We start from the raw sequence: 22,349 nt of genomic DNA, 5'->3' as shown, positions 1-22,349 counted from the left end.
GAAGATTTGTCAGATCTTTTCCGGGTGTAATCAACTCAGCAACAATTCCTTCCCGTTCAAGTCTCCAATCCCGTTTCGCGCCGTGGCTTCCAGAGCCTGCACCATCTCAAGGGTAACCTGCCGTTCACCTCTGAATCCGCCCAGCAGCACACCGGCTACCCGGGCATCACTCCAGATAGGGACAGCGGCGATGCTGCGCAGATTCTCCATTTTGGTTATAGGATAAGTAAATAAGGAATCAGGCTGTACGTCTTTCTCTACAGAAGGCAGAAGTAACGGTTTTCCGGTCTTGAACACGATCCCGGCTATCCCTCTGCCTGATTGCAGAACGATCCGTTTGTAACGTTCATTCGTGTTCCCGGAGGCGTATTTCCAGCGGATCACATAATCATATTCCGCCGGCTCGGCAAGCGCCAGTGAAATAAAGTCATAACCCAGCGCCATGCGGATCGTATCGAGCTCCCCCTGGTAATTCACCTTCTTTTTCATCGTTCCCACTCCTAATTGAACAGGGAAAGAACCAGCGGCTTCTTTCCGTTAATTCGTTTTATTTCTTCTGTATAGAATATAACTTCTGCCTATATAATTCAACGGAACACTCCAGACATGAACAAGGCGCGTAAACGGCCAGAAGGCAAAGATCGCAAAGCCCGACAGGATATGCAGCTTGAACGAAAACGGCACATCCGCCATCAGCGCGGGATCGGGACGGAACATGAACAGTCCGCGGAACCAGACGGAAATCGTATCCCGGTAGTCGAACTCCGGCTGTACAGCATTCGTTACGATAGTGGAGTACATCCCCATGAACACTATAAATAGAAGCAAAGAATTGACAATCAGGTCAGATGCACTGCTGAGCCTGCGGACATTCTTGATCGTAAAGCGCCGCGAAGTGAGAATCAGCATACCGGCCAGTGTAGCAAAGCCGAAGATTCCGCCAATATACACGGCCCCGATATGGTACATGTGATCGCTCACACCAACGGCCTCCAGCCACGATTTGGGAACGGCAAGACCGCCGATATGGCCAAGAATAACCGGCATAATCCCGAGGTGGAACAGGATGCTGCCGAATTTCAGCTGCTTTTTCTCAATAAACTCACTGGATTTGGCCGTCCAGTTGAACTGGTCCTTGCGGTAACGGAAGATATGACCGAATATAAAGACCACCAGGCACATATAAGGGAAAATGACCCATAAAAACTGACCGTACATATTCATTGACTCAGGGCCTCCTGTTCAGCACAAGCTTTTAATGTTTCACGCAGCCCCTTCACCAGATGGAAATAGGGACTGTTGTTTTTCTCAAGCGCCTTGAGCAGATGGTACGTGCCATCCTCCAGGATCGCGATCAGCATCCGGAAATTCTCCGGCGCATCCGGATTATCCAGCCACTCTGCAGCATACAGAAATTCACACATCAGCGGCAAAAAATCAGGCAGCTCCCCTTCCGGCATTTCCAGCCCGAACATTTCATAGAGCAGCTTCAGCTTCGCCAGCATCTGTCCCCGTTCCTTGGCATCTTCAAACTTGAAGTAAGTCATATATAAGGCACAATCCTTCTGAAAATCAAAGGTGGCCGCATAGCTCTCCTGAATTTCCTCCAGACTGTAGTTCTGCATCTGTGTCCAGTAGGTGTGCACATGGCCGTAACCGGGATGATCCTTGCTGAACGCCTCCTCCAGAAAAGCCGGATGAAAATCCAGCTTCTCGGGATACATGAGCTGCAGGGCGAAATAACCGAAGGATTCCTTGTAGCTGTACAATCGGGTCAGATCAATCACGCCAAATCCCCCCGTAGAAATTCTCCTCGTACATGTCTTTACCGGTCTTGAGACTTTCGGCGATCGAGCTGGCGGCACCGCAGCCGTCACAGCCGGAGCCGGTACCCATATCGCCCATTCCATTGCCGTAGCCGGCCGAGCCTTGGGCGCGGTAAGGATTCATGTGCTGCTCTTTGTGTGAGGTCGGGATGACGAACCGGTCCTCGTATTTGGCGATCGCCAGCAGCCGGTACATCTGTTCCATCTGCTGGGCAGTCATTCCGACACGGTCCAGACGGCTCTGATCAAATTCCTGGCCTGAGGATTGGGCACGCATGTAAGAGCGCATCATCGCCATCCGCTGCAGGGCTTCTTTGACGGTCTGTGTATCACCGGCGGTCAGCATATTAGCCAGATATTGAATCGGAGTACGCATTTCTTCAATCGCCGGGAAAATCATATCCGGATTCTTCAGTGAATCCTTGCCCTCGAAATAGTTCATGATCGGGCTGAGCGGCGGTACATACCAGACCATCGGCAGCGTCCGGTATTCCGGATGCAGCGGGAACGCCAGCTTGTGCTCGATCGCGAGCTTGTATACCGGTGAGTTCTGGGCTGCTTCCAGCCAGTCTTCGGAAATACCGTCTTTTCTGGCCTGGGCAATGACGGCCGGATCATGCGGATTCATAAACAAATCGCATTGCGCCTTGTACAGATCCTGCACATCAGGTGTGGAAGCTGCTTCAAGCACCTTGTCGGCGTCGTACAGCAGAACCCCCAGATAGCGGATACGTCCGGTACAGGTCTCCGAGCAGACTGTCGGCAGTCCTGCCTCCACACGCGGGAAGCAGAAGGTGCATTTCTCTGCCTTGTTGGTCTGCCAGTTGAAGTAGACCTTCTTGTACGGACAGCCGGTCATGCAGTATCTCCAGCCGCGGCAGGCTTCCTGGTCAACCAGGACGATGCCGTCCTCTTCCCGTTTGTACATTGCTCCTGAAGGACAGGAAGCGACGCAGCTCGGGTTCAGACAGTGCTCACAGAGACGGGGCAGATAGACCATAAACGATTTCTCGAAGTTGAATTTAATTTCTTCCTCGATTTTCTGGATGTTCGGATCAAGCGGACCGGTGACATGCGCACCGGCCAGATCGTCTTCCCAGTTCGGACCCCATTCCAGATCCATCTTTTCACCGGTCACGGCCGAATGGGCCCGTGCTACCGGTGAATGCTTCTGTTCCCCTGCATTGGTCAGATGCTCGTAGTTGTACGTCCACGGCTCATAGTAATCTTTCATTTCCGGCATATCCGGGTTATAGAAGATTTTACCGAGCGCGATCTTGGACAGCTTGTTACCGGACTTCAGCTCAAGCTTGCCTTTGCGCAGCTGCCAGCCGCCTTTATAAAGCTCCTGGTCCTCCCAGCGCTTCGGATAGCCGATCCCCGGCTTCGTTTCAACATTGTTGAACCACATGTATTCCGCACCCTTGCGGTTCGTCCAGGTCGTCTTGCAGGTGACGCTGCAGGTATGACAGCCGATGCATTTATCCAGATTCATTACCATTGCAACTTGCGCTTTAATTTTCAAGCCAGTTAACCTCCTTCATTTTGCGTACGGCTACGTAGACATCACGCTGGTTGCCGATCGGGCCATAGTAGTTGAAACCGTAGCTGAGCTGTGCGTATCCGCCGACCATCTGGGTAGGCTTCAGATGAATCCGTGTAGGCGCATTATGGCTTCCGCCGCGGGTATCGGTAATCTCCGACCCCGGAACCTGAATATGTTTGTCCTGGGCATGGTACATGAACATTGTGCCTCTCGGCATCCGGTGGCTGACCACCGCCCGTGCGGTTACAACGCCGTTGCGGTTATATACTTCCAGCCAGGCGTTATCCTCAATGTCGTGGGCTGCCGCATCCTCGTTATTAATCCATACGGTCGGACCTCCGCGGAACAGGGTCAGCATGTGCTGGTTATCCTGATAGGTGGAGTGAATATTCCATTTACCGTGCGGTGTCAAATATCTCAGTACCAGTGAATCCTGGCCGCCCTTCACTGCCTTGTCGCGCTGTCCGAAAACCATCGGCGGCAAGGTCGGCTTAAATACCGGCAGGGATTCCCCGTACTGCAGGAAGATCTCATGGTCAATATAGAAATGCTGTCTTCCGGTCAGCGTGCGGAACGGCACAAGACGTTCGATATTCGTAGTGAACGGCGAATAGCGGCGGCCCTGCTTGTTCGAGCCGCTGAACACCGGTGTCGGAATGACCTCCCGCGGCTGTGCAGTGATGCTCTGGAACGTAATTTTCTCTGCTGCACGGTCTGCCGAAATGTCCTTCAGCGGAACCCCGTGATCCTTCTCGGCCGATTCATAGGCCTTCTGGGATACACGTCCGTTGGTCGCGGAGGACAGATGCAGAATCGTATCTGCCGCCTGGCGGGCGGTTTGCAGCTTTGGCAGGCCGTTCTTGATCGATTCGTCAAAGTAGACGCCGCTAAGCTTCTTTAATTCCTCGTATTCCTCGGCAACCGAGAAGCTGACGCCGTGTGCACCGGCTTTGCCGACTGCCAGATTTGGTCCAAGGGAAATGTATTTATCATGAATTTTGGTGTAGTCACGTTCCACAATGCTTAGGTTCGGCATCGTCTTACCCGGAATGGCCTCCACTTCACCCTTGGCCCAGTCTTTGACCAGACCCATCGGCTGGGAGATTTCGCTGATCGAGTCGTGACCGAGCGGTGAAGCAACGATGTCCTTGTATACGCCCGGCAGATGGGTTTTAGCCATCTCGGAGAATACCTCCGACAGCTGGCGGTAAATATCCCAGTCCGAACGCGATTCCCACAGCGGATTGACCGCCGGGTTGAACGGGTGAACGAACGGATGCATGTCGGTCGATGAAAGATCTGTTTTCTCGTACCATGTTGCCGCCGGCAGTACAATATCTGCATAGAGCGGAGTTGTGGTCATCCGGAAATCCATCGCAACCATCAGATCCAGCTTGCCTTCCACATCCTCGCGCCAGATGATTTCCTCCGGCTTCTGCTCCTCATTCGGCTCTGCAAGCAGGCCGTCCGAAGCGCCGAGCAGATGCTTCATGAAGTATTCCTGGCCTTTAGCCGAGCTTGAGATCAGATTGGAACGCCAGATAAAGAGCGAACGCGGGAAGTTCTCCGGTGCGCCCGGATCTTCCACCGCAAAGCGGGTTTTGCGCGATTTGATCTCCTCCAGCGCATGGCCGATGATCTCGCTGTTGGATTTCTTGCCTTCCCGGGCCGCTTCTTCCGCGAACAGCAGGCTGTTCTTGTTGAACTGCGGGAAGGACGGCAGCCAGCCGAGGCGTGCGGCCAGCACGTTGTAATCGGCCGGATGCTGGTAAGCGAGCTCGCCGCCGGTCGGAGATTTAAGCGAATCAGTGCCGCTCTCTTCATACCGCCACTGCTCGGTGGCGAAATAGAAGAACGAGGTCGCATTCTGCTGCCGCGCCGGACCCTGCCAGTCCTTGGCGAATGCCACGGTGGACCAGCCTTCGATCGGACGGCATTTCTCCTGGCCGACATAATGCGCCCAGCCGCCGCCGTTAACGCCTTGCGAAGCAGTCAGGACCACCAGATTCAGGATGGAACGGTAGATGGTATCGCTGTTGAACCAGTGGTTAATCCCGGCGCCCATAATAATCATCGAGCGGCCGCCCGTATCAATGGCATTCTGCGCGAACTCACGGGCGATCTGTACCACGACGCTGGCTTTCACTGTCGTAATCTTCTCCTGCCATGCCGGAGTGTAATGAGAAGCTTCGTCATAGTAGTCTTTGGCGTTAAGGGGGCTATTGGTACGGGCAATCCCGTACTGGCTAAGCATCAGATCGTAGACAGTAGCTACGTAGCGCTCCGTTCCGTCAGCCAGCTGCATTTTGCGGGCCGGAATCATCCGCCGGAATGTGCCGTTGCCGGAGTTGTCAAAGAACGGGAATACGATTTCCGTCCACTCTTCGCCATGGCCTTCAATGCTCAGTGCAGGCTCAACCCTGCTGCCGTCTTCATTATCAAGAATCAGGTTCCACTTCTTGCCTTCTTCCCAGCGCTGGCCCATCGTTCCGTTCGGGACAATCACTTTACCGGCTGCCTCATCATAGATAACCGGCTTCCAGTCGGAATGCGGCGTGCTGTCCCCGAGGTCGCTTGCCCGCAGGAAACGTCCGCCCTTCCAGGCATCCTCATGCGGATCAAGCAAAATCAGGAACGGCAGATCTGTATATTGCTTGGCATAGTTCAGGAACATCGGCTCCTGCCGCTCCTGGTAGAATTCATTCAGGATGACATGGGTCATGGCCTGGGCCACCGCAGCATCCGTTCCGGGATTCGGCGCCAGCCAGTTGTCGGCGAATTTCACATTCTCCGCAAGGTCAGGCGCAACAGAAACGACCTTGGTTCCTTTATAGCGGACTTCTGTCATAAAGTGTGCATCCGGTGTCCGTGTCAGAGGGACATTCGAGCCCCACATGATCAGGTAGCCGGAATTGTACCAGTCCGAGGACTCCGGTACATCCGTCTGCTCACCCCAGATCTGCGGGGAAGCAGGCGGCAGATCGGCATACCAGTCATAGAAGCTCAGCATCTGGCCGCCGAGCAGTGAGATGAAGCGGGCGCCGGAAGCATAGCTGACCATCGACATGGCCGGAATCGGCGTAAAGCCTGCAATCCGGTCCGGTCCGTACTTGCGGATCGTATAGATCAGCTGTGCCGAGATCAGATGCAGCGCATCATCCCAGTTAACGCGGATATGGCCGCCTTTGCCGCGCGCTTTTTTATACTGGCTGGCTTTCTCGGGATCTTCCACAATGCTGGCCCAGGCATCGACATAATTGCCGTGCTCCTGCAGGGCCGCCTGCCACAGCCGCCACAGCTTGCCGCGCACATATGGATATTTCACACGCAGAGGGCTGTACTCATACCACGAAAAGGTCGCTCCGCGCGGACAGCCGCGCGGTTCAAACTCGGGCATGTCCGGTCCGCAGGAAGGGTAGTCAATCTGCTGGTTTTCCCAGGTGATAATGCCGTTCTTCACGAATACCTTCCAGCTGCAGGAGCCGGTACAGTTAACGCCGTGAGTAGTGCGGACGACTTTATCGTGGGACCAGCGCTGGCGGTACATATTTTCCCAATCTCTATTTTTCTCTTCAAGAATGGACCATTTTCCGGAATAGCTCTCAATCGGTTTAAAAAAGTTAAGGCCGAATTTCTTCTTCATCGGTTACGAACACTCCTTTTCAGAATGAAGGACATGGTAGCGCAAATCTATTCAATCATTCAATTAATACCATTATGGATCTGGAGGCCGGCAGTTCCCATTAGGGAAACACCTATTGCGCCGCGGGAAATCCCTTGATCTGTGAAAACGGCAAATACGCCTTTCCCAAAACCGGGAAAAGCGCTGCTATAGCCCTCTTTCTCCACTGCAGGAAGCCCGCATAGGGAGTTCCCTCTTTGTTGTACGGGGAATACCTTACCGGGGATTTCACTACCAGCGGATATGCTATACTGATCAAAAATACGGAGAGGATGAACGACATGGGAGGACCTTCATTACGCCAGCTGCATGCCCATCATGCCATTCATGAGGGCGGTCTGTCCGGTGCAATCGGCAAAACCGAAGAAGTAGAGGAGCTGCTTGAGGCAAAGGAATTCGAGGTGGCCCGCCAGGCGGCCGAGCATCTGCTTGAATACTGGGAGACACGGATTCTAAGTCACGCCGATGCGGAGGAAGACGGCTTCTATCAGGAAATGGAAGAGAAGCAGCCGGACCTGCATAACGCAGTAATCCGGCTGACCCGTGATCATGAAATATTGAGGATTATTGTCAGGGACACCAAAGCCCGGCTGGCCCGGGAAGGGCTCACACCGGAAGTGCTTCATCAGTTTCACGCCCTGCTGGTTGTTAATGCGGTTCATAGCCGGGATGAGGAGCGTCTGCTGTTCGGGGAGGCATAGCCTGCTCCGGCTGCACCAGAAGAGCCCGCAAATCATCTTTGTTGATAAGCAAATCCTGTAGCGTATATTCATCCAGTACCTGCAAGTAAGCTTTGAGCGCCTTGCCCAGCACGCCTTTCAGCCCGCACACCGGAGAGATCGGACAATGGCCGCCTGAAGGATGGAAGCATTCGACGAGATACAGATCGTCTTCCATCCGCCGGACGACCTCCCCGATGTTAATGTCTCCGGGTGCCAGTGCGAGGCGGATCCCGCCTCCCCTTCCCCTAACCGTTTCGATGTAACCCGCCTTGCCCAGTTCATGGGAAACCTTCATCAGATGATTTTTGGAGATTTGATAAGCGTCCGAAATCCCTTGAATCGTTGACAGCTCAACCCGCTCCTTCGCTCCAAGATACAAAAGAATCCGCAAAGAGTAATCTGTATATAAAGTCAGCCTCATAACCAACCTCCAAACCACATGCGTAGTAAGTGATATTTATTACAAATAATATTAATAAAAATGTCTATTTTGTTAAAGTGGTATTTTAAATATATCTTTTAATTAAAATTAGGTATATATTAATTTTGGATTAATTGAGAGGGGATGAACATTATTTTATCACAACACACACGTGACATTGTTAAGTCGACAGCGCCGGTATTGGCAGAGCACGGAACAACCATAACAACCGCTTTTTACCGGAATTTGTTCGAAGCCCACCCGGAACTCTTGAATGTGTTTAACCATGCCAACCAGGCACAAGGCCGTCAGCAGGCCGCACTCGCGAACGCAGTGTATGCCGCAGCCGTACACATCGATAACCTGGAGAACATTCTGCCGGCGGTAGTTCAGATTGCCCACAAGCATGTCAGTCTTGGCATTAAGCCGGAGCATTATCCGATCGTCGGTGAATTTTTGCTAAAAGCAATCAAGGAAGTGCTTGGCGATGCCGCTACACCTGAGATTCTGCAGGCCTGGGAAGAAGCTTACGGCGTTATCGCTGATGCTTTCATCGGTGTTGAGGACAGCATGTATAAAGAAGCCCGCGAGCAGGAGAACGGCTGGAATTTCTTCAAACCGTTCACCGTTGCCCGTAAAGTACAGGAGAGCGGCAATATTACCTCCTTCTATCTGAAGCCTGCAGACGGCTCGAATGTTCCCGACTACAAGCCGGGCCAGTATATTTCGGTGCGCGTGTTAATTCCAGGCGAGCAATACACCATGATCCGTCAGTACAGTCTCTCCCAGGCTCCAAAAGCGGACGAATTCCGCATCTCCGTAAAACGCGAGGAAGCGAACGATCCGAATGGGGTTGTGTCCGTATATCTGCACAATCAGGTGAACGAAGGCGATACTGTTGAAGTCAGTGCTCCTGCTGGAGAATTCATGCTTGATGTCTCCAAAACCACACCTGTCGCGTTCATCTCCGGTGGTGTAGGCATTACCCCTATGATGAGCATGTTCGAAACGGTTGCTAATGAAACACCGGACCGGCCGGTAGTCTTCCTGCATTCTGCGCGCAATGAAGCCCTCGCCGCTTTCCGCCAGGATGTTGAGAAATACGCAGCCGCTATGAGCAATGCCAAGACCAAAACCTTCCTGTCCGGCGGACCTGACGGTGTGATTACAGGCGAAATTCTGAAAAGCTATGTGGATGTGGCCGGTGATGCCTATGTGTGCGGCCCCGTTCCTTTCATGGAAGCCATGATCCGCGAGCTGATTAAGCTTGGAATGAAGGAAGAGCAGATTCATTACGAGTTCTTTGGTCCGGCTCTGCAATTACAGAACAGCTAGACCTAGACCTGTGCGTCTGGTCACCCTTACTCTTTTCCGGCTTGCGCTATCCTTTGGTATAGAAGCCGCTTTGAGCGGTATACATATTCAGGAGGATTACTCAAATGGAAAAGGTAGCTGTTGATTATGAGAAAATGTACTACGGGTTCCCGGTTATCCTGGTCAGCTTTTATGATGCGGATGGTAAGCCGAACGTGACGCCTATCTCCTCTTCCTATTCACTGAAGGACATGATGATGCTGGGCTTCAGCAGCAAAGGCTATGCCGTTAACCAGATCAAGGCGGTGCGGGATTTCGTCATCAATATTCCCGGACGTTCGCTGATGGACGCGATTCTCTACTGCGGCGCACATTCCGGACAAGAGATCAGCAAATTTGACCACGTTGATCTGACGCATGAGCAGGCGCATACTGTCAATGCACCCGTTATCCGTGAATGCATGATTGCTATTGAATGCACTTTGATCCATGTGATTGAGCATGACCAGTTTAAGGGAATCACCAACATTCTGGCCAAGATCAAGGGCCGTTATGTTGCCGGAAATGTGCTGAATGAGGAAGGCGGGCTGCAGGCCTCAGAGCTCGACAACATACTCTATTTCGGAGACGGCCGGCAAAAGAGCTTCCGTTTTATGCAATAGGCTGCCCATAATCATGTACTTACAGCAGCAGTACCATGCTTTATTGTAATGCTCCAGCGCACAGCAGCGCTTCCCCGGATGACGGAGAAGCGCTGCTGTTTGTTATTTTTCAATTAAAAATAATCCGGTCCAGCCTCACTGTCCCTGACTTAACAGCAACTTTTAAGCGGGAACTGCCGGCAGCCGCCAAGCCTACCGCAGTAGTAGTCTGCTTGTGCTCCCCTGACTGAAGCGTTAATGAAGCGATTTCCCGGTCATCCTGAAAAAGAGCCACAGCCGCCGGCCCTTTACAACTATAGGTGAATGAGATACTGCTGTCCTCCCGTGTATCGTTGATCGTATAAGCAGCAAACTCTCCGCTCTCCAGCTCAAGCGCAAACCTGTCCCACAAAATGTCGAAGACAAAACGTTTAGTTAAGACTTCCCGCTGTACCTCCTCCACAATGTGCATTCCGGTGCCTGCCCGGTATTTAAACGGATTCCCTTGGCGGCGCAGCCCGCTGAACGACTGCCCTTTACCTGGCAGCTGATCAAAATCCGTGGCCCGGACGGTACAGCCCGGTGTTCTGAACACTGCTTTCGTTACTTCAGCATTATACCGGCAGTTTTCAACCCTGATGTTCTCCAAATACTGCTCCAGTATTGCACCAGCCTGCTCATAACCGGGATGGGCTCCCCCTCTGGTGTAATCCATGAGCAGATTCCAGCCTTCCGGCAGATTAACAGAATACGGAGAGTTGGTGTTGTCCATCTTTTTCCACGGCCACAGATTGTAGCCTATATTCAGTTCCGCAGCCAGCGGATAGATGGCGGTATACCATTCGTTCAGATTCTCGCCGCTTTCCCCCAGCCAAAGCGGCGCATTCAATCTCGCGGACACTTCAAGGAATTCCGTGAAAGAGCTGAGATCCGGGTAACAGGCATACCGGTGAAAATGAATAATCATATTGTCATCATACTTTTTGTGGAAAATACTTGTGTCCGTCGCCCAGTGATGCCCTTCGATAGACAGCATGTGCTTATCGTCCACAGCCCGGATGGCTGCAACCGCCTCCTCGTAGAACTGGACCAGCCTGGGAACCAGATAGTCAAAATCCTGTCCGGCAGAAGGAGTCTTGATCGGTTCGTTCAGCAGGTCATAGCCGCCGACAATCCAGCGGTCCTTGTACCGTTCAGCGAGCTGTCTCCACAGCGCAAGCCCCTTATTCCAACTGTCCTGATCCGTGAACAGCCGCGGCACATCATCTACAGAATCGTCGATATTTGCACCCGTCTGGCCACCCGGAGCTCCATGCAGATCCAGAAAGGCATACAGCTTAAACTCTTCACACCAGTCCAGGCAGCGGTCAATGAGCCGAAACCCGTCCTCCTTCCAGACCATTCCCGGCTCATCCTCCATTAGAATACGCCAGTTGAACGGAATACGCACAGAATTATAACCTTGCTCCGCCATCAGCCGGATATCATCTCTGGTAATGTAGGCGTTGCGGAATGCCGTCCAGAATTGCTCAGCGAACTTTGTTCCTGTTAATTCACGGATCACAGCCTCAATCCTTGACGGCCGGTCAAACCGGCCGTTTCCGTCCGTAGTCCACATATACCCTTCCGGAAGCAGCCAGTTGCCAAGTCCCCAGCCGCTAAGCAATACCTCTTCGCCCTTGCCGTTTACAACCGTTCTGCCCTCAGCCCTAAGAAATCCGCTAACCCTCGATTTGCTCATTTTTTCATTCATCTGTCCGGCTGACCTCCCGTAGCAAAATATGAAGCGGTTACAACAATCACATCCGGTGCTAATTTTCTATGTAATAGGCGAATACTGTCTCAACCGGCTTGAAGTACAAATAATCGTCGTCCTCCCAGGGCTGGAAATGCAGATCCATCCGCGAATCCTCCCACGGGACCGGGGTTCCTTTGGTGCTCAGCCGGCCCGGAACTACCGGCTCTTCCACAACGGACGGAAATTCCTGGTAGCCGAACAGCAGGTTCTCGTGCATGGCAATAATATCGTATTTATTGCCGTGGAACGCCCGTTCCTCCTGCAGCTGGTAATGATAATAAATATAGCTTGCTACCTTTTCGCGCTTCAGATGGGCCACTCTGCCCCCGCGCCGCTCCACTGCCGCCTTACGCAGCCAGTGCTCATACCCGGCCGGTTCATTAAAGTGAAAGACATCAATCATCTCTACCCACTTCCGCGGAGCTGCCTCGCCCTCCCAGTCAATCAGATATTGCCCGGCGGCACCGGCCACCATCGCCGGTTCAACCTGTTCGCTGATGCACTCGTAATAGAGAAAGACATTATTTTGCCAGGAAAAAGCTGCTGCCGTCATAAGCACCCCGTCCTGTACAAGCTGTTTAGCCCGGATGTCTTCCTGCAATGCCTGCAGGCCGGCTGCTGCCTGTCCCTCTTTCCAGATTCCCCTGTAAATCTTGCGTGAAATCATATCATGGTTTCCCCCTGTTATACTTGTCCTTGTTTTGGATAGAGCACTCCAATACCTACTATAACATAGGGCTTAACGGTCAGAAAGAAACGGCTGCATTATCCTGTATATAGGACAAATGCAGCCGTTTGTGCTATACCCTGACCTGCAGGATCGCCTGACGCATATCGCTGGTACTTACACTGATTACTCTCGAGGCTTCGTATACCTCTTTGATCTTCTCCAGCTGAAGATCGGTAAGCTCGCGGATCTGGCGCGTCTGCTCGGTAACCCCGCCGGCAATCATAGCCATGCTGCCAACAGTGGCGGCAACCTCCTCTGACCCTGCGGACAGCTCCTCAGCTGTCGCTGATACATCAACGATCTGTTCCGCCACTTCCCGGAACGCAGCTGCTGCAAGCACCAGCGCTTCCTCTGCCCCGGCGGACATTCGAACACCTTCTCCTACTTCTCTTGAAGCCTCCGTCATCTGCGTACTTATGCCGGAGGATACTGTTCCGATATGTATCAGCAAGTCTGCAACACGCTCCACTGCCGAAGCAGAGCCTTCCGCCAGCTTGCGCACCTCGCCGGCGACGACGGTGAACCCCCGTCCGTGTTCTCCTGCCCGGGCTGCTTCTATCGAAGCATTGAGAGCCAGAAGCTTCGTCTGGTCGGCGAACTGTCTGATTGCCGCCAGAGCGCCTTCAATTTCAGCAGTATAGCCCTGAAGAAGCATAGCCATATTCATCGTTTCGTCTGTTGATTCAGCAATGGATTCCATTTGCCGGCTCATCCGGGACATGGCGGTCTGGGAGGTATTTACCTTATCCAGCGCCTGTACGGCAGTCTCCGATACAGAAGCAGAAGCTGCGGAAATCCGCGCGATTCCCTGCGCCATCTCATCCATCGCCAGCGCACTGCTCTGCGCGCCTTCCGTCTGCGTGCTTGCTCCGGAGTAAATATCTCCGATCTTTACGTTCACGGTTTCACTCATCCGCAGCACATCATCCGCATTTCTGGCGAAGGTCTCTGAGGTGCCGTACAGGTAATCAGAAGCTGTTGATACATTCGAGACCATTCCTTTAACCCGGATATTCAATTCGCCTGACATTTTGAGCATAGCCTGATAGGCGGTTCCGATCTCATCCCGGGATTTGACCGGCCGTCCGTGCAGAATCCGGGAAGCTTCCGCCAGATCCCCGCCCGCCATCGCCCCCGCACCTGCAGTTATCGTATGCAGCGGACGCAAGGAACGGGTGATAAACCAGGCGATAACGCCAAGCGCAACCAGTGAGACCGCTAAAATAATACTGTAGAGCGGCAGGCTCTGGAGCAGCACATCCCGGGTCAGTGAACTGACCACTGTAACATCCGTATCGATTCCCAGCGCCCCGATAAGCGCACCCTGTTCATTTTTGACCGGAACAAAGGCGGAAATGTAATCACCGTATTCAGGATTCTTGATCAGCTCAGAGCTGGCATTTCCCCCTGCGAGAACGGACTTGACGGCAGTTTCCGGCATATCGGTCTCCTCATTGATCGGGGATGCCAGCGGGTCGCCAGGCGGTCTGCCGTCAATCATCAGCAGCGGCTGGCCGGCTTCATCGATTTTTACGAAATAGACATACCGGGCTCCGATGGATGTACGGAACTGGTCCAGTTCATCACGTAATGACCAGTAAAGTTCCGACTCCTGCGGGTCTGCCAGAAACTCACTGTACCGTCCGGCATCGAGCTGTGTTACATAATGGCTTGCGATGTTCATGTTGTAGCTGCTGATAGTTCCTTGAACGGCTGTTCCGGTATTCACCCATTGGATGGCGAGATTACCTGCCGTGATTCCCAGAATAACTGCAGTGGTCACACAGAGAATCCGGGCAATCAGACTCTTTCGGATAAAAGCAAACATAGAAGCCTTCCCTTTCGCGCATGTCAGTTGCGTTTGTAGTAGTGGGGATTTGCCGAGTTGGCAATGACAAAAGTCCCTCTACCGGAAATTTTCGACAACTTTTATGAAAATCCTTTTTTTCCATTCAGAATTTGCCGCATATACTCTGGAAAAAACGGAAAGCTGCCGCTATACTTAAAATAACCCGACTATTTGACTTGGAAATGGAGAATGAATACATATGATTACTCATTCAGCTCCTTCTATAAAAAAACAGGTATATGACCGGATTTTCGAGCATGGTACCGTTTCGAAGGCTGATTTATTACAGCATTTTGCTGTGGCCAGCAGCAGTCTGACCCGGCTGCTGGAAGACATGATTTCACAGGGGCTGATTATCGCCTCCGGCTTCGGCAGCTCTACTGGCGGACGGAAGCCGGTTCTGTTCCAGACCAACCCCGGCCACCGCTATCTGCTGGGGCTTGAAATATCCAGACTATATTCCAAGCTTGGACTGTATGATCTGCATCTCAAGACTTTATCTCTGGCACGCTGGGAGATGGATGCCGGGATGACGCCGGAACGTCTGGTGGATCTTGTCGGTAAAGCTGCGGATGCCTTTATGGCCAAGGAGGGGATTTCATCACAGCAGGTGCTTGGGATCGGCGTTGGCGCCGTTGGTCCGCTGGATCAGAAGAACGGGGTGATTCTGGAGCCGGAGCTCTTCCCCTCCCCTTTCTGGAAGAACGTACCGGTATGTGAGATGCTGACTGCGCGGCTGGGAATTCCGGCCAAGCTGGACAATGGCGCCAACACGGCGTTAATCGGCGAACACTGGGCCTTCCGCAGGGAAAATGTCGAGCATGCGCTTTATGTCCATGCCGGAGCCAATATCCGTTCCGGACTGATGTCCGGCGGCAAAATCATCCGCGGTGCCGTCGACACAGAAGGAGCGGTCGGACAGATGATTATCCGGACCGAGGGTCCCCGGCTGAGGGATAAGGGGAACTATGGCGCACTTGAAGCCTTTGTATCTGTACCCTCGCTTGAGGAGCGGGTCCGCAGCCAGCTAAGCAGCGGTCGAAGCAGCCTTCTGTCGGCGCTTGTCCCGGAGCGCGTCAATTTCACCGTACTTGTCGATGCCCTGTCACAGGGTGATCCGCTCGTCAAGGAGCAGTTTACCGAAACGGCCCGTTATCTGGGTATCGGACTAGCCAACCTGATCAATACCTTTCATCCCGAATATGTCATTCTCGGCGGTCCGCTGGTCAGTGCCGACCCGCTGGTTTTCCAGACCGCTGTAGAAGTTGCTAAGAAGAATACGTACCGCTACCCGGAGTACAGTCCCGTCTTCACGCAGGGTGCGCTTACGGATGAAGCAATGGCGACCGGAGCGGCAATTATGCTGCTTCACGAATGGGAACTGAATTAAAAGCTGTGGCGGCCTTCTCGACTACATCTTAAGTTTTGTGATTTTATTAGTCGGTGACACTACACAAAGAAACAGCCTGTACCGGATCAATAATCCGGTACAGGCTGTTCCGCGTTAATTACCGGCAATGACACCGGGTTATGGGTTATTTAGTGAGTCTTTGCCTGATCAGCACAGCCAGCTCATCTGCCGTATCCCAGACCAGCGGACGGATGTCGTGCAGCTGTACATCAAGCTGGCCGGCTCCGCTGCTGTGTACTGTCCAGATTACCGGAATGCCCAGTCCAAGCGCATAGCCTGCTGCGAAATAGACACCGGCTGAGCAGCCTGTTAAATCAGCAATAATCAACTTGCTCTCGGCAAGCTGCTCCAGGGGATACTGCCCGCTGACGTTCGCCGCCGGATGATTAAGCACTGACGGCAGATAACCGTATTGGCCGATTGTGGACAATAAATGTTCCTGCCACAAGGCAGTAAACTCATCATTAGCGGGAAGAAGCACAGAGCAGGGCTTTAATTTCTTGCCGCCCGCACTTGCGGCGGCTTCATTCCACCCCTGCTGCGTGAGCTGAAAATTCATCCCTTCCCGGATGAGCAGCTGCTCACTTCCAAGCTTGTCTATGATATATACCAATTCCTGCAGGTTAGGGGAATAGGTAAGGTTGAAGCTGGCAGACAGCGGATGAATCGTAACAGGATCCCCCGGAGATTCAGAATGCCGGTACAGGAACTGCAGCAGCCGGTTTCCTTTGTCCTCGATTGTTACCGGGGTTTTGGGACTGCCCGCTATGGATTCCAGATCACCGGATGAAAGATTGACACGCTCTCCAGAATCGGTCTTTTCCCTGATGAAGCCCGAAACAACATGCAGGAGATCCCGCTTGGCAGCGTGCGGGAGAGTATTAATCGCATCATAGCTGTCCTTATGGAGGAAATAGAACCCGCCCGGAGAGCAGGAGCAATCCAGATAACGGTCATATTCCCCTTCCCGTTCGATCGGAACAATAGCATCACAGAACAAACAGTGTTTCTTAGTCATACAACTTATCACCTCGTATCCATTGCTACCCTCTACCATAACACTATTTTGCCGGCAGAGGACTGGTAAATGGCACCAGGTCAATGAGAGCAGACTACAACACCTTTTCGTAACTGCATCTGAGGAAGCTGCAGACGCTTACCGAATAATCCGCTGCAGCTCGTCAATGGTTACCTCTGCCTCCGGATTAAATGACTCAGAGCGCATGTAGCCGGTAAGACTGGACAGGAATTGTCTGCCCTCGGGAGTCTCAGCAGCCTTATCTGCATCAAGCGGACAAATCAGCAGCCTGCTGTCACCAACACGGCATTCCAGCAGGAAGCCCAGCTTGTGATTACGCTCAAAATTATCGATGGTCTGGACTATCGGACTCCAGCTTTGATCCGTACCGTCCAGAATCAGAGATTTTGAATGTTCGATAATGTTCCACCAAGGATAAGTGGAGTGCTCTTCACTCGGGAAGCTGCGGAGCGCAGGATGAGTATTGTCAATCAGCAGTCCCATCGTACCGACCGGAACAGGACGGTTCATACTCTCGGAGATGGAACGGAACATCGGATAACACCAGAAATCGGTGCTGTAAAAGCCTTGGACCGCATTCTTCAGCGAATCCGGGTCCGGCATCAGCAGGATGTCTGCCCCCTGCTCCAGCAGCGCCTGCGCTTGTTCATCAAGCTCAAGGCATACATGCACATCTTCAAGTCCGGTGCTGCCTGATTCGGGATAGATCCAAAGATCATAGCTCTTGCGGATATCTGTGCCGGTAATCTGCAGACTCAGCTTAACGGAGGTCATTGCCTTTACAACCGGAAGGTCGAGCTTAAGCTGGTACAGGTCAAAATAATTAGCATCTGCCGGAAGCTCTGCTGCAGCAGTTCCTTCGCTTAGTGTTCCGCTTTCAGCGGTCAGAGACCAGCTGAGCTCAAGCGTATCCGGAGTACTGCTGCGGAACCAGCTGAGCTCAATGTCCGCCTGGAACGTTTCCCCGGAAACGTAGTTATATTTCGGGAAACGCGCAAGCAGCACTGCATCATTACAGAAACTGCGCCATTCCTCCGCTGTAATCATGCCTTTGGAGTCCATAAAAGCATCCAGAACACCAACCAGTGCCGTGCCCTGTCCGCTGAAATCCTGCAGATCCAGCAGCTGGAACCCGGCAAGCCGCTTGGTCCGGAAGGCAGCCTCCAGCTCTTCCTTGTAGCAGGCTGCCGCCAGCTTGCCGGAAGCTGCAAAGTATCTGGCAGCCAGATGGCCGAGGCCGTTCTTTTCCAGGCGTTCACGGAAGACCTCGAAATTTTTGGCCTTGAGCGGTCCGCTGTATTTGGCAATTTCCTCGAAATCGGGGTAGGTCGCGTATTGCCCGATCTCATGCGAGATGACCGGGATGTGCGGAATCCATTCTCCGGAAGCATCATCAGCCTGTACGGTTTTGGCTTCAGTGCCGTACTGGATCTGAATTTCACCTCCGGTTCCTGCTCCTCCGTCCGCACCTGACACCAATGCAGGGGGCACGAACTGGTCGTCGTAATCCTTCATCGTCCCCGGCACAGCGGTCTGCACATGACCCAGCGGCGCATCACACATTGCATAGGAGCCTCTGAACAGCCGGCTTCTGGAGAACCGCACTCCGCAGAAAAAGTCCTCGTGCTCCAGAATTTCCGGCACCCATTGGTGATTATTGGAGCCCTGTGTATAAAGCGGTCTGCTGTCAAATTCCTTGTATTCCTTTAGAATGGAATCTATTTTGGCTCTGCTGCCCCACAGCTCATTGCCGAGTGACATCATAACGAAGGACGGATGGTTGCCGAAAGCCTGCAGAATGGCATAGCCTTCGCTCACCAGATAATCCTGCTCCGCCTGATTATGGTTATCGTCGGACGGTTCAGTGACGGTTCCCCAGAAGGGCAGCTCCGGCTCCATATAGATGCCCAGCAAATCTGCCGCTGTAAAAGCCGCCTCCGGTGGACAGCAGGTGTGGAAGCGGTAATGGTTGATGCCGTAGGATTTGGAAATACCGAGAATTCTGACCCATTCTTCCACATCGGTCGGCGCATAGCCGGTAAGCGGAAAGATCAGTCCGTCATGCTTGCCGCGCAGAAAGGTCTTCTGTCCGTTAATGGCAAATTTATCGCCGTCCGCCTTGAACTCACGCAGACCAAAGACCAGCTCGTTGTGGTCCGCTGCAACGCCTTCCCCGGTACTGAGAGCAAGGCTCACATTGTACAGATGGGGTGCGAATTCACTCCACAGCAGCGCGTCAGAGCCAAGGCTGTATTCTACGTCAAAATCCCCCGGTGTGAGCACATACGTCTGTGCAGCCGCCACATGTCCGGCTGCATTCACAGCATCACCGTTGAAGCTTGCAGCGGATACTGTCAGCACCGCTTCTGCACTGCCTTCAAGCTTGGCTGCGACGCGGAGCGAACGGCTTGCCACATCCGGAGTAAGCCGGATTCCGCTCAAATACGATTCAGCGAAGAACTGCAGCTCCATCCGGCCGGTGATGCCATTCCAGTTAGTCTGGGTATCCGGGGAGGTCATATGTCCGCCTTTGGTAGGGTACCCGGTGTTGCTGACACAGACTGTAACGTTATGGCTGCCTGCCGGCAGGCGGCCCAAATCGTACACATGAGCAGTGTTCAGGCTGTCCCGGCTGCCGATTTCCTTCCCGTCCATATAAAGCGTTGTCATCCGCGTGCGCTCCAGATACAAGCGGCATGACAAACCGGCCAGCTCCTCCGGAATATCAATCTCTCTGGAATACCAGGCTTGTCCTTCGAACAGATATTCATCAGTCAGTGCGCTGATCAGAACCTCCTCGTTCTTGGGTCCTTTTCGGGCGTATGAGGTCGTTCCCGGTAATTGGATAGTATCAGTGTAAGGCAATACAAGCCCCTTTTTGTCTCCATCCAGCTGCAGCTTCCATTCACCTTCCAGCTTGATCATTGTCTGCAAGAATCCCACTCCCAATCGAATATTTCTGCTAATTTAATATAATTGATGAATAGTATAGGCCTGATATTAATTATAGTCCTATATTTACATGTTATCAATTTATATAATTTTTATAATAACAACAATAACAGATGTACAAAAATGCTAATAAGCCTTACGGTGACCCGTACGGCTTATTAGCATAAGTTTTTCATTTCGTTCACGCCTTAATACCACACTCATTTTACTCTAACTGCACTTCATACAACTATAACCGCTATTTTCTTCGTTCTGCTCCGTTACGCGCCACGCCGGTCGGCACCAAACACCAGCCCCGCTGACTGCTTCGCTTGTTCAACGATCTGCATAACCTTGCGGCTGTGCTCCAGCATCTCGCTCGCTGTACTCAGATCCCCTTCCCGGATGATCCGTTCAAACGCCTTAAATTCATCATGCATCCGGTGAGGATGATTCTTCCGGTCTATCGTCACGGGCGGCTCTTTGCCCTGTACATATTCAAAGCTGTCAATCCCGTTAGCAGGCCCGGACATATGGATATATCCCCGAGTCCCCTGAATATTCACTCCGCTCTGTCCGGTGCTGTCCTTGGCCCCGATACAGACGCATTTGAAATTACCGTAATCCAGCAGCAGAATGCCGGAGGTATCAATGCCGCGGTCCATATTGGCATGATACTGCACCTTATCGGGACTACCGAAACAGCCGACTGCAAAATGGATATTATAAATATTGATATCCATCAGCGCCCCTCCGGACAGCTCCGGATTAAAGGAAGGCAGCATCTCTCCGGCCAAAAAAGCATCGTACCTCGACGAATACTGGGAGTAATTGCATTCTACGATTTTAAGGGGGCCCAGCTTGGGCAGGTGCTCCTTCAGCAGCAGGTAATTGTTAAGATACTGGTTGGAAATGGCCTCGGCCAGAACCAGCCTGTTCTGAAGGGCTAATTGCTGCAGCTCCAGGAATTCTCCCAGATTCGAGGTGAACGGCTTCTCGCAGATCACGTGTTTGCCTCCCAGCAACGCCTCCTTGGCGTAGGTGAAGTGCAGATGATTCGGAAGTCCGATGTAGACTGTATCGACATCCGTATCCGCCAGCATCGCTTCATAGCTGTGGTAAATCTGCGGAATCCTGTGTTTCTTTTGCAGCAACAGCAGCTTCTCCTGATGTTCGGGCTTGGAACAGATCGCCTGTATAGCAATCCCTGGTATTTCCTGCACAAAGCTGAGCAGATCCAGCACAATGTTCCCCGCTCCGGCAATTCCTAGCTTCATCAGCTGCACCCCTCAATCCCGCGTTCTAATATCTCCATGACGGCAACCGTTTCATCATCCCTGATTGTTTTTTCCCGGCCGTTCACAATCGCCTCATAGATGTCGTCATAGACCCGGGCATAATCCCCTCTGGCGGAAACAACCTTTTCTTCATGGTAGTTGCCCTCATCATCCAGATAAGTCAGCGTCCCGTAATGTTCGGGCGTATCCGCCCCGAAATCGGCATGTCCCTGCGGCAGGTAAAATAATTTGAGGTGCTCTTCCTGGCGGTCAATCGAATGCTTGACGAAAACCCCTTTTTTACCGTAGACCACAAAGCTCGGACATGCCTTCAGACGGAAAAAGCTCGATTTGACCGATACCTTCAGCGTGGAATAATAAAAGTCCAGATCAAAATAATCGTTCATTCTGCCTGATCCTAGCAGCTGCCGCACATCATAATGCACCCGGTCCGGTGTCCCGAAATAAGAGATTACCTGATCAAGGGTATGAACGCCATGTCCGAACAGGTAGCTGCTATACCGTGAAAACTGCTCAACCGAATTCGGAGTCTCCGGCCGGTAATAGTCATAATTCATCTCAACCTCCAGCAGCTCGCCAAGCTTGCCCGATTCGATTACAGCTTTCGTGGTGAGGAAGTCTGAATCATAGCGTCTGTTCTGGTAACACTGGATAATCAGCTTCTTTTCCCGGGCATACTCGAAGATCGATTGTGCCTCTTCCGCGCTCATCATAAAAGGCTTCTCCACCAGCACATGTTTGCCGTGGTCAAGCGCCAGCTTGGCATACGAATAATGCGAGTCGATATGGGTGCATACAACGACCAGCTGGATCTCGGCATCGTTCATTACTGCTTGGATATCATCTGTATACAGAACACCTGGAAGCTTGTCCCATTCTGCTTTGTGCGGATTGCGGGCGTAAATGCTTTTTACCTTCAGATAGTCCCGGTTCAGGGCAAACGGCAGGTGATAGCGGTTGGTGCTTTTGCCGTTTCCGATATAAGCGATTGTCAGCATGTGCATTCCCCCTGTGGTCTTTTTCGTTTATTATAAAGGAACTTATACAGGCGTAAAGAATCTGGAGGCAAAACGGTACAAACGACCAAATCACTGTACCATCTGCCCTTCATGATTGAACAAAATGTTTATCGAGGTGAGAA

Annotated in this window: 17 protein-coding genes; 4 read left to right on the top strand and 13 right to left on the bottom strand. The window is 52.4% G+C overall.

The genetic code is table 11. The features are described 5' to 3' along the window. Positions 1-30 precede the first annotated feature (30 nt). From AC4G46_RS16080 to AC4G46_RS16060, 5 genes are read right to left on the bottom strand one after another with little or no spacing between them, the layout of a single operon-like run. The gene (locus AC4G46_RS16080) at positions 31-489 is read right to left on the bottom strand and encodes a GAF domain-containing protein (RefSeq protein WP_491123608.1); all 459 of its coding nucleotides are present in this window, start codon (positions 487-489) and stop codon (positions 31-33) included. Positions 490-537: 48 nt separating this feature from the next. Next, positions 538-1,224 (bottom strand): respiratory nitrate reductase subunit gamma, encoded by a 687-nt coding sequence (gene narI / locus AC4G46_RS16075; RefSeq protein ID WP_090714031.1) that lies wholly within the window; start codon positions 1,222-1,224, stop codon positions 538-540. Continuing rightward, on the bottom strand, positions 1,221-1,787 hold the full coding sequence (gene narJ / locus AC4G46_RS16070) for a nitrate reductase molybdenum cofactor assembly chaperone (RefSeq protein ID WP_491123607.1): 567 nt from the start codon (positions 1,785-1,787) through the stop codon (positions 1,221-1,223). The genes narI and narJ overlap by 4 nt, the downstream gene beginning before the upstream one ends. Further along, on the bottom strand, positions 1,780-3,351 hold the full coding sequence (narH, locus tag AC4G46_RS16065; RefSeq protein ID WP_491123606.1) for a nitrate reductase subunit beta: 1,572 nt from the start codon (positions 3,349-3,351) through the stop codon (positions 1,780-1,782). The genes narJ and narH overlap by 8 nt, the downstream gene beginning before the upstream one ends. Beyond that, positions 3,341-7,015, bottom strand: coding sequence for a nitrate reductase subunit alpha (locus AC4G46_RS16060; RefSeq protein WP_491123605.1), 3,675 nt, complete (start codon positions 7,013-7,015; stop codon positions 3,341-3,343). The genes narH and AC4G46_RS16060 overlap by 11 nt, the downstream gene beginning before the upstream one ends. 320 nt (positions 7,016-7,335) lie before the next feature. Between AC4G46_RS16060 and AC4G46_RS16055 the strand changes: the two genes are divergently transcribed. Next, entirely contained in the window at positions 7,336-7,755 is a 420-nt protein-coding gene (locus AC4G46_RS16055) for a hypothetical protein (protein ID WP_090714144.1), read from the top strand. Here the strand turns inward: AC4G46_RS16055 and AC4G46_RS16050 are convergent. Then, positions 7,703-8,197 (bottom strand): RrF2 family transcriptional regulator, encoded by a 495-nt coding sequence (locus tag AC4G46_RS16050; protein ID WP_491123604.1) that lies wholly within the window; start codon positions 8,195-8,197, stop codon positions 7,703-7,705. The two genes, AC4G46_RS16055 and AC4G46_RS16050, sit on opposite strands and share 53 nt — an antisense overlap. A gap of 153 nt (positions 8,198-8,350) precedes the next feature. Here AC4G46_RS16050 and hmpA point away from each other — a divergent pair, with 153 nt between their 5' ends. Continuing rightward, entirely contained in the window at positions 8,351-9,532 is a 1,182-nt protein-coding gene (gene hmpA / locus AC4G46_RS16045) for an NO-inducible flavohemoprotein (protein WP_491128896.1), read from the top strand. Positions 9,533-9,636: 104 nt separating this feature from the next. Next, positions 9,637-10,173, top strand: coding sequence for a flavin reductase family protein (locus AC4G46_RS16040; protein WP_491123603.1), 537 nt, complete (start codon positions 9,637-9,639; stop codon positions 10,171-10,173). Positions 10,174-10,282: 109 nt separating this feature from the next. Here the strand turns inward: AC4G46_RS16040 and AC4G46_RS16035 are convergent, their stop codons facing one another. From AC4G46_RS16035 to AC4G46_RS16025, 3 genes are all read right to left on the bottom strand, one after another. Further along, positions 10,283-11,905: a glycoside hydrolase family 5 protein gene (locus AC4G46_RS16035; protein ID WP_491123602.1), complete on the bottom strand. Its 1,623-nt coding sequence runs from the start codon at positions 11,903-11,905 to the stop codon at positions 10,283-10,285. Between the two features lie 58 nt (positions 11,906-11,963). Beyond that, the gene (locus tag AC4G46_RS16030) at positions 11,964-12,617 is read right to left on the bottom strand and encodes a hypothetical protein (RefSeq protein WP_491123601.1); all 654 of its coding nucleotides are present in this window, start codon (positions 12,615-12,617) and stop codon (positions 11,964-11,966) included. Positions 12,618-12,750: 133 nt separating this feature from the next. Next, on the bottom strand, positions 12,751-14,508 hold the full coding sequence (locus AC4G46_RS16025; protein WP_491123600.1) for a methyl-accepting chemotaxis protein: 1,758 nt from the start codon (positions 14,506-14,508) through the stop codon (positions 12,751-12,753). 220 nt (positions 14,509-14,728) lie between these two features. On the opposite strand from AC4G46_RS16025, the gene AC4G46_RS16020 reads away from it, so the two are divergent. Next, positions 14,729-15,919: an ROK family protein gene (locus tag AC4G46_RS16020; protein WP_491123599.1), complete on the top strand. Its 1,191-nt coding sequence runs from the start codon at positions 14,729-14,731 to the stop codon at positions 15,917-15,919. A gap of 145 nt (positions 15,920-16,064) precedes the next feature. Here the strand turns inward: AC4G46_RS16020 and AC4G46_RS16015 are convergent, their stop codons facing one another. The 4 genes from AC4G46_RS16015 to AC4G46_RS16000 form a co-directional block, all read right to left on the bottom strand. Then, the gene (locus AC4G46_RS16015) at positions 16,065-16,958 is read right to left on the bottom strand and encodes a hypothetical protein (RefSeq protein WP_491123598.1); all 894 of its coding nucleotides are present in this window, start codon (positions 16,956-16,958) and stop codon (positions 16,065-16,067) included. 138 nt (positions 16,959-17,096) lie between these two features. After that, positions 17,097-19,904, bottom strand: a complete 2,808-nt coding sequence (locus tag AC4G46_RS16010) for a DUF8487 domain-containing protein (RefSeq protein WP_491128895.1) — start codon at positions 19,902-19,904, stop codon at positions 17,097-17,099. A 287-nt stretch (positions 19,905-20,191) separates the two neighbouring features. Then, entirely contained in the window at positions 20,192-21,187 is a 996-nt protein-coding gene (locus AC4G46_RS16005; protein ID WP_491123597.1) for a Gfo/Idh/MocA family protein, read from the bottom strand. Beyond that, positions 21,187-22,206 (bottom strand): Gfo/Idh/MocA family oxidoreductase, encoded by a 1,020-nt coding sequence (locus AC4G46_RS16000; RefSeq protein ID WP_491123596.1) that lies wholly within the window; start codon positions 22,204-22,206, stop codon positions 21,187-21,189. Before AC4G46_RS16000 ends, AC4G46_RS16005 begins: the two co-directional genes overlap by 1 nt. Positions 22,207-22,349 lie beyond the last annotated feature (143 nt).

Source organism: Paenibacillus sp. fava2 (genome assembly GCF_058313675.1).
The sequence above is the reverse complement of the archived record's forward strand: the minus strand, read 5'-3'. Positions and strand labels throughout refer to the sequence as shown.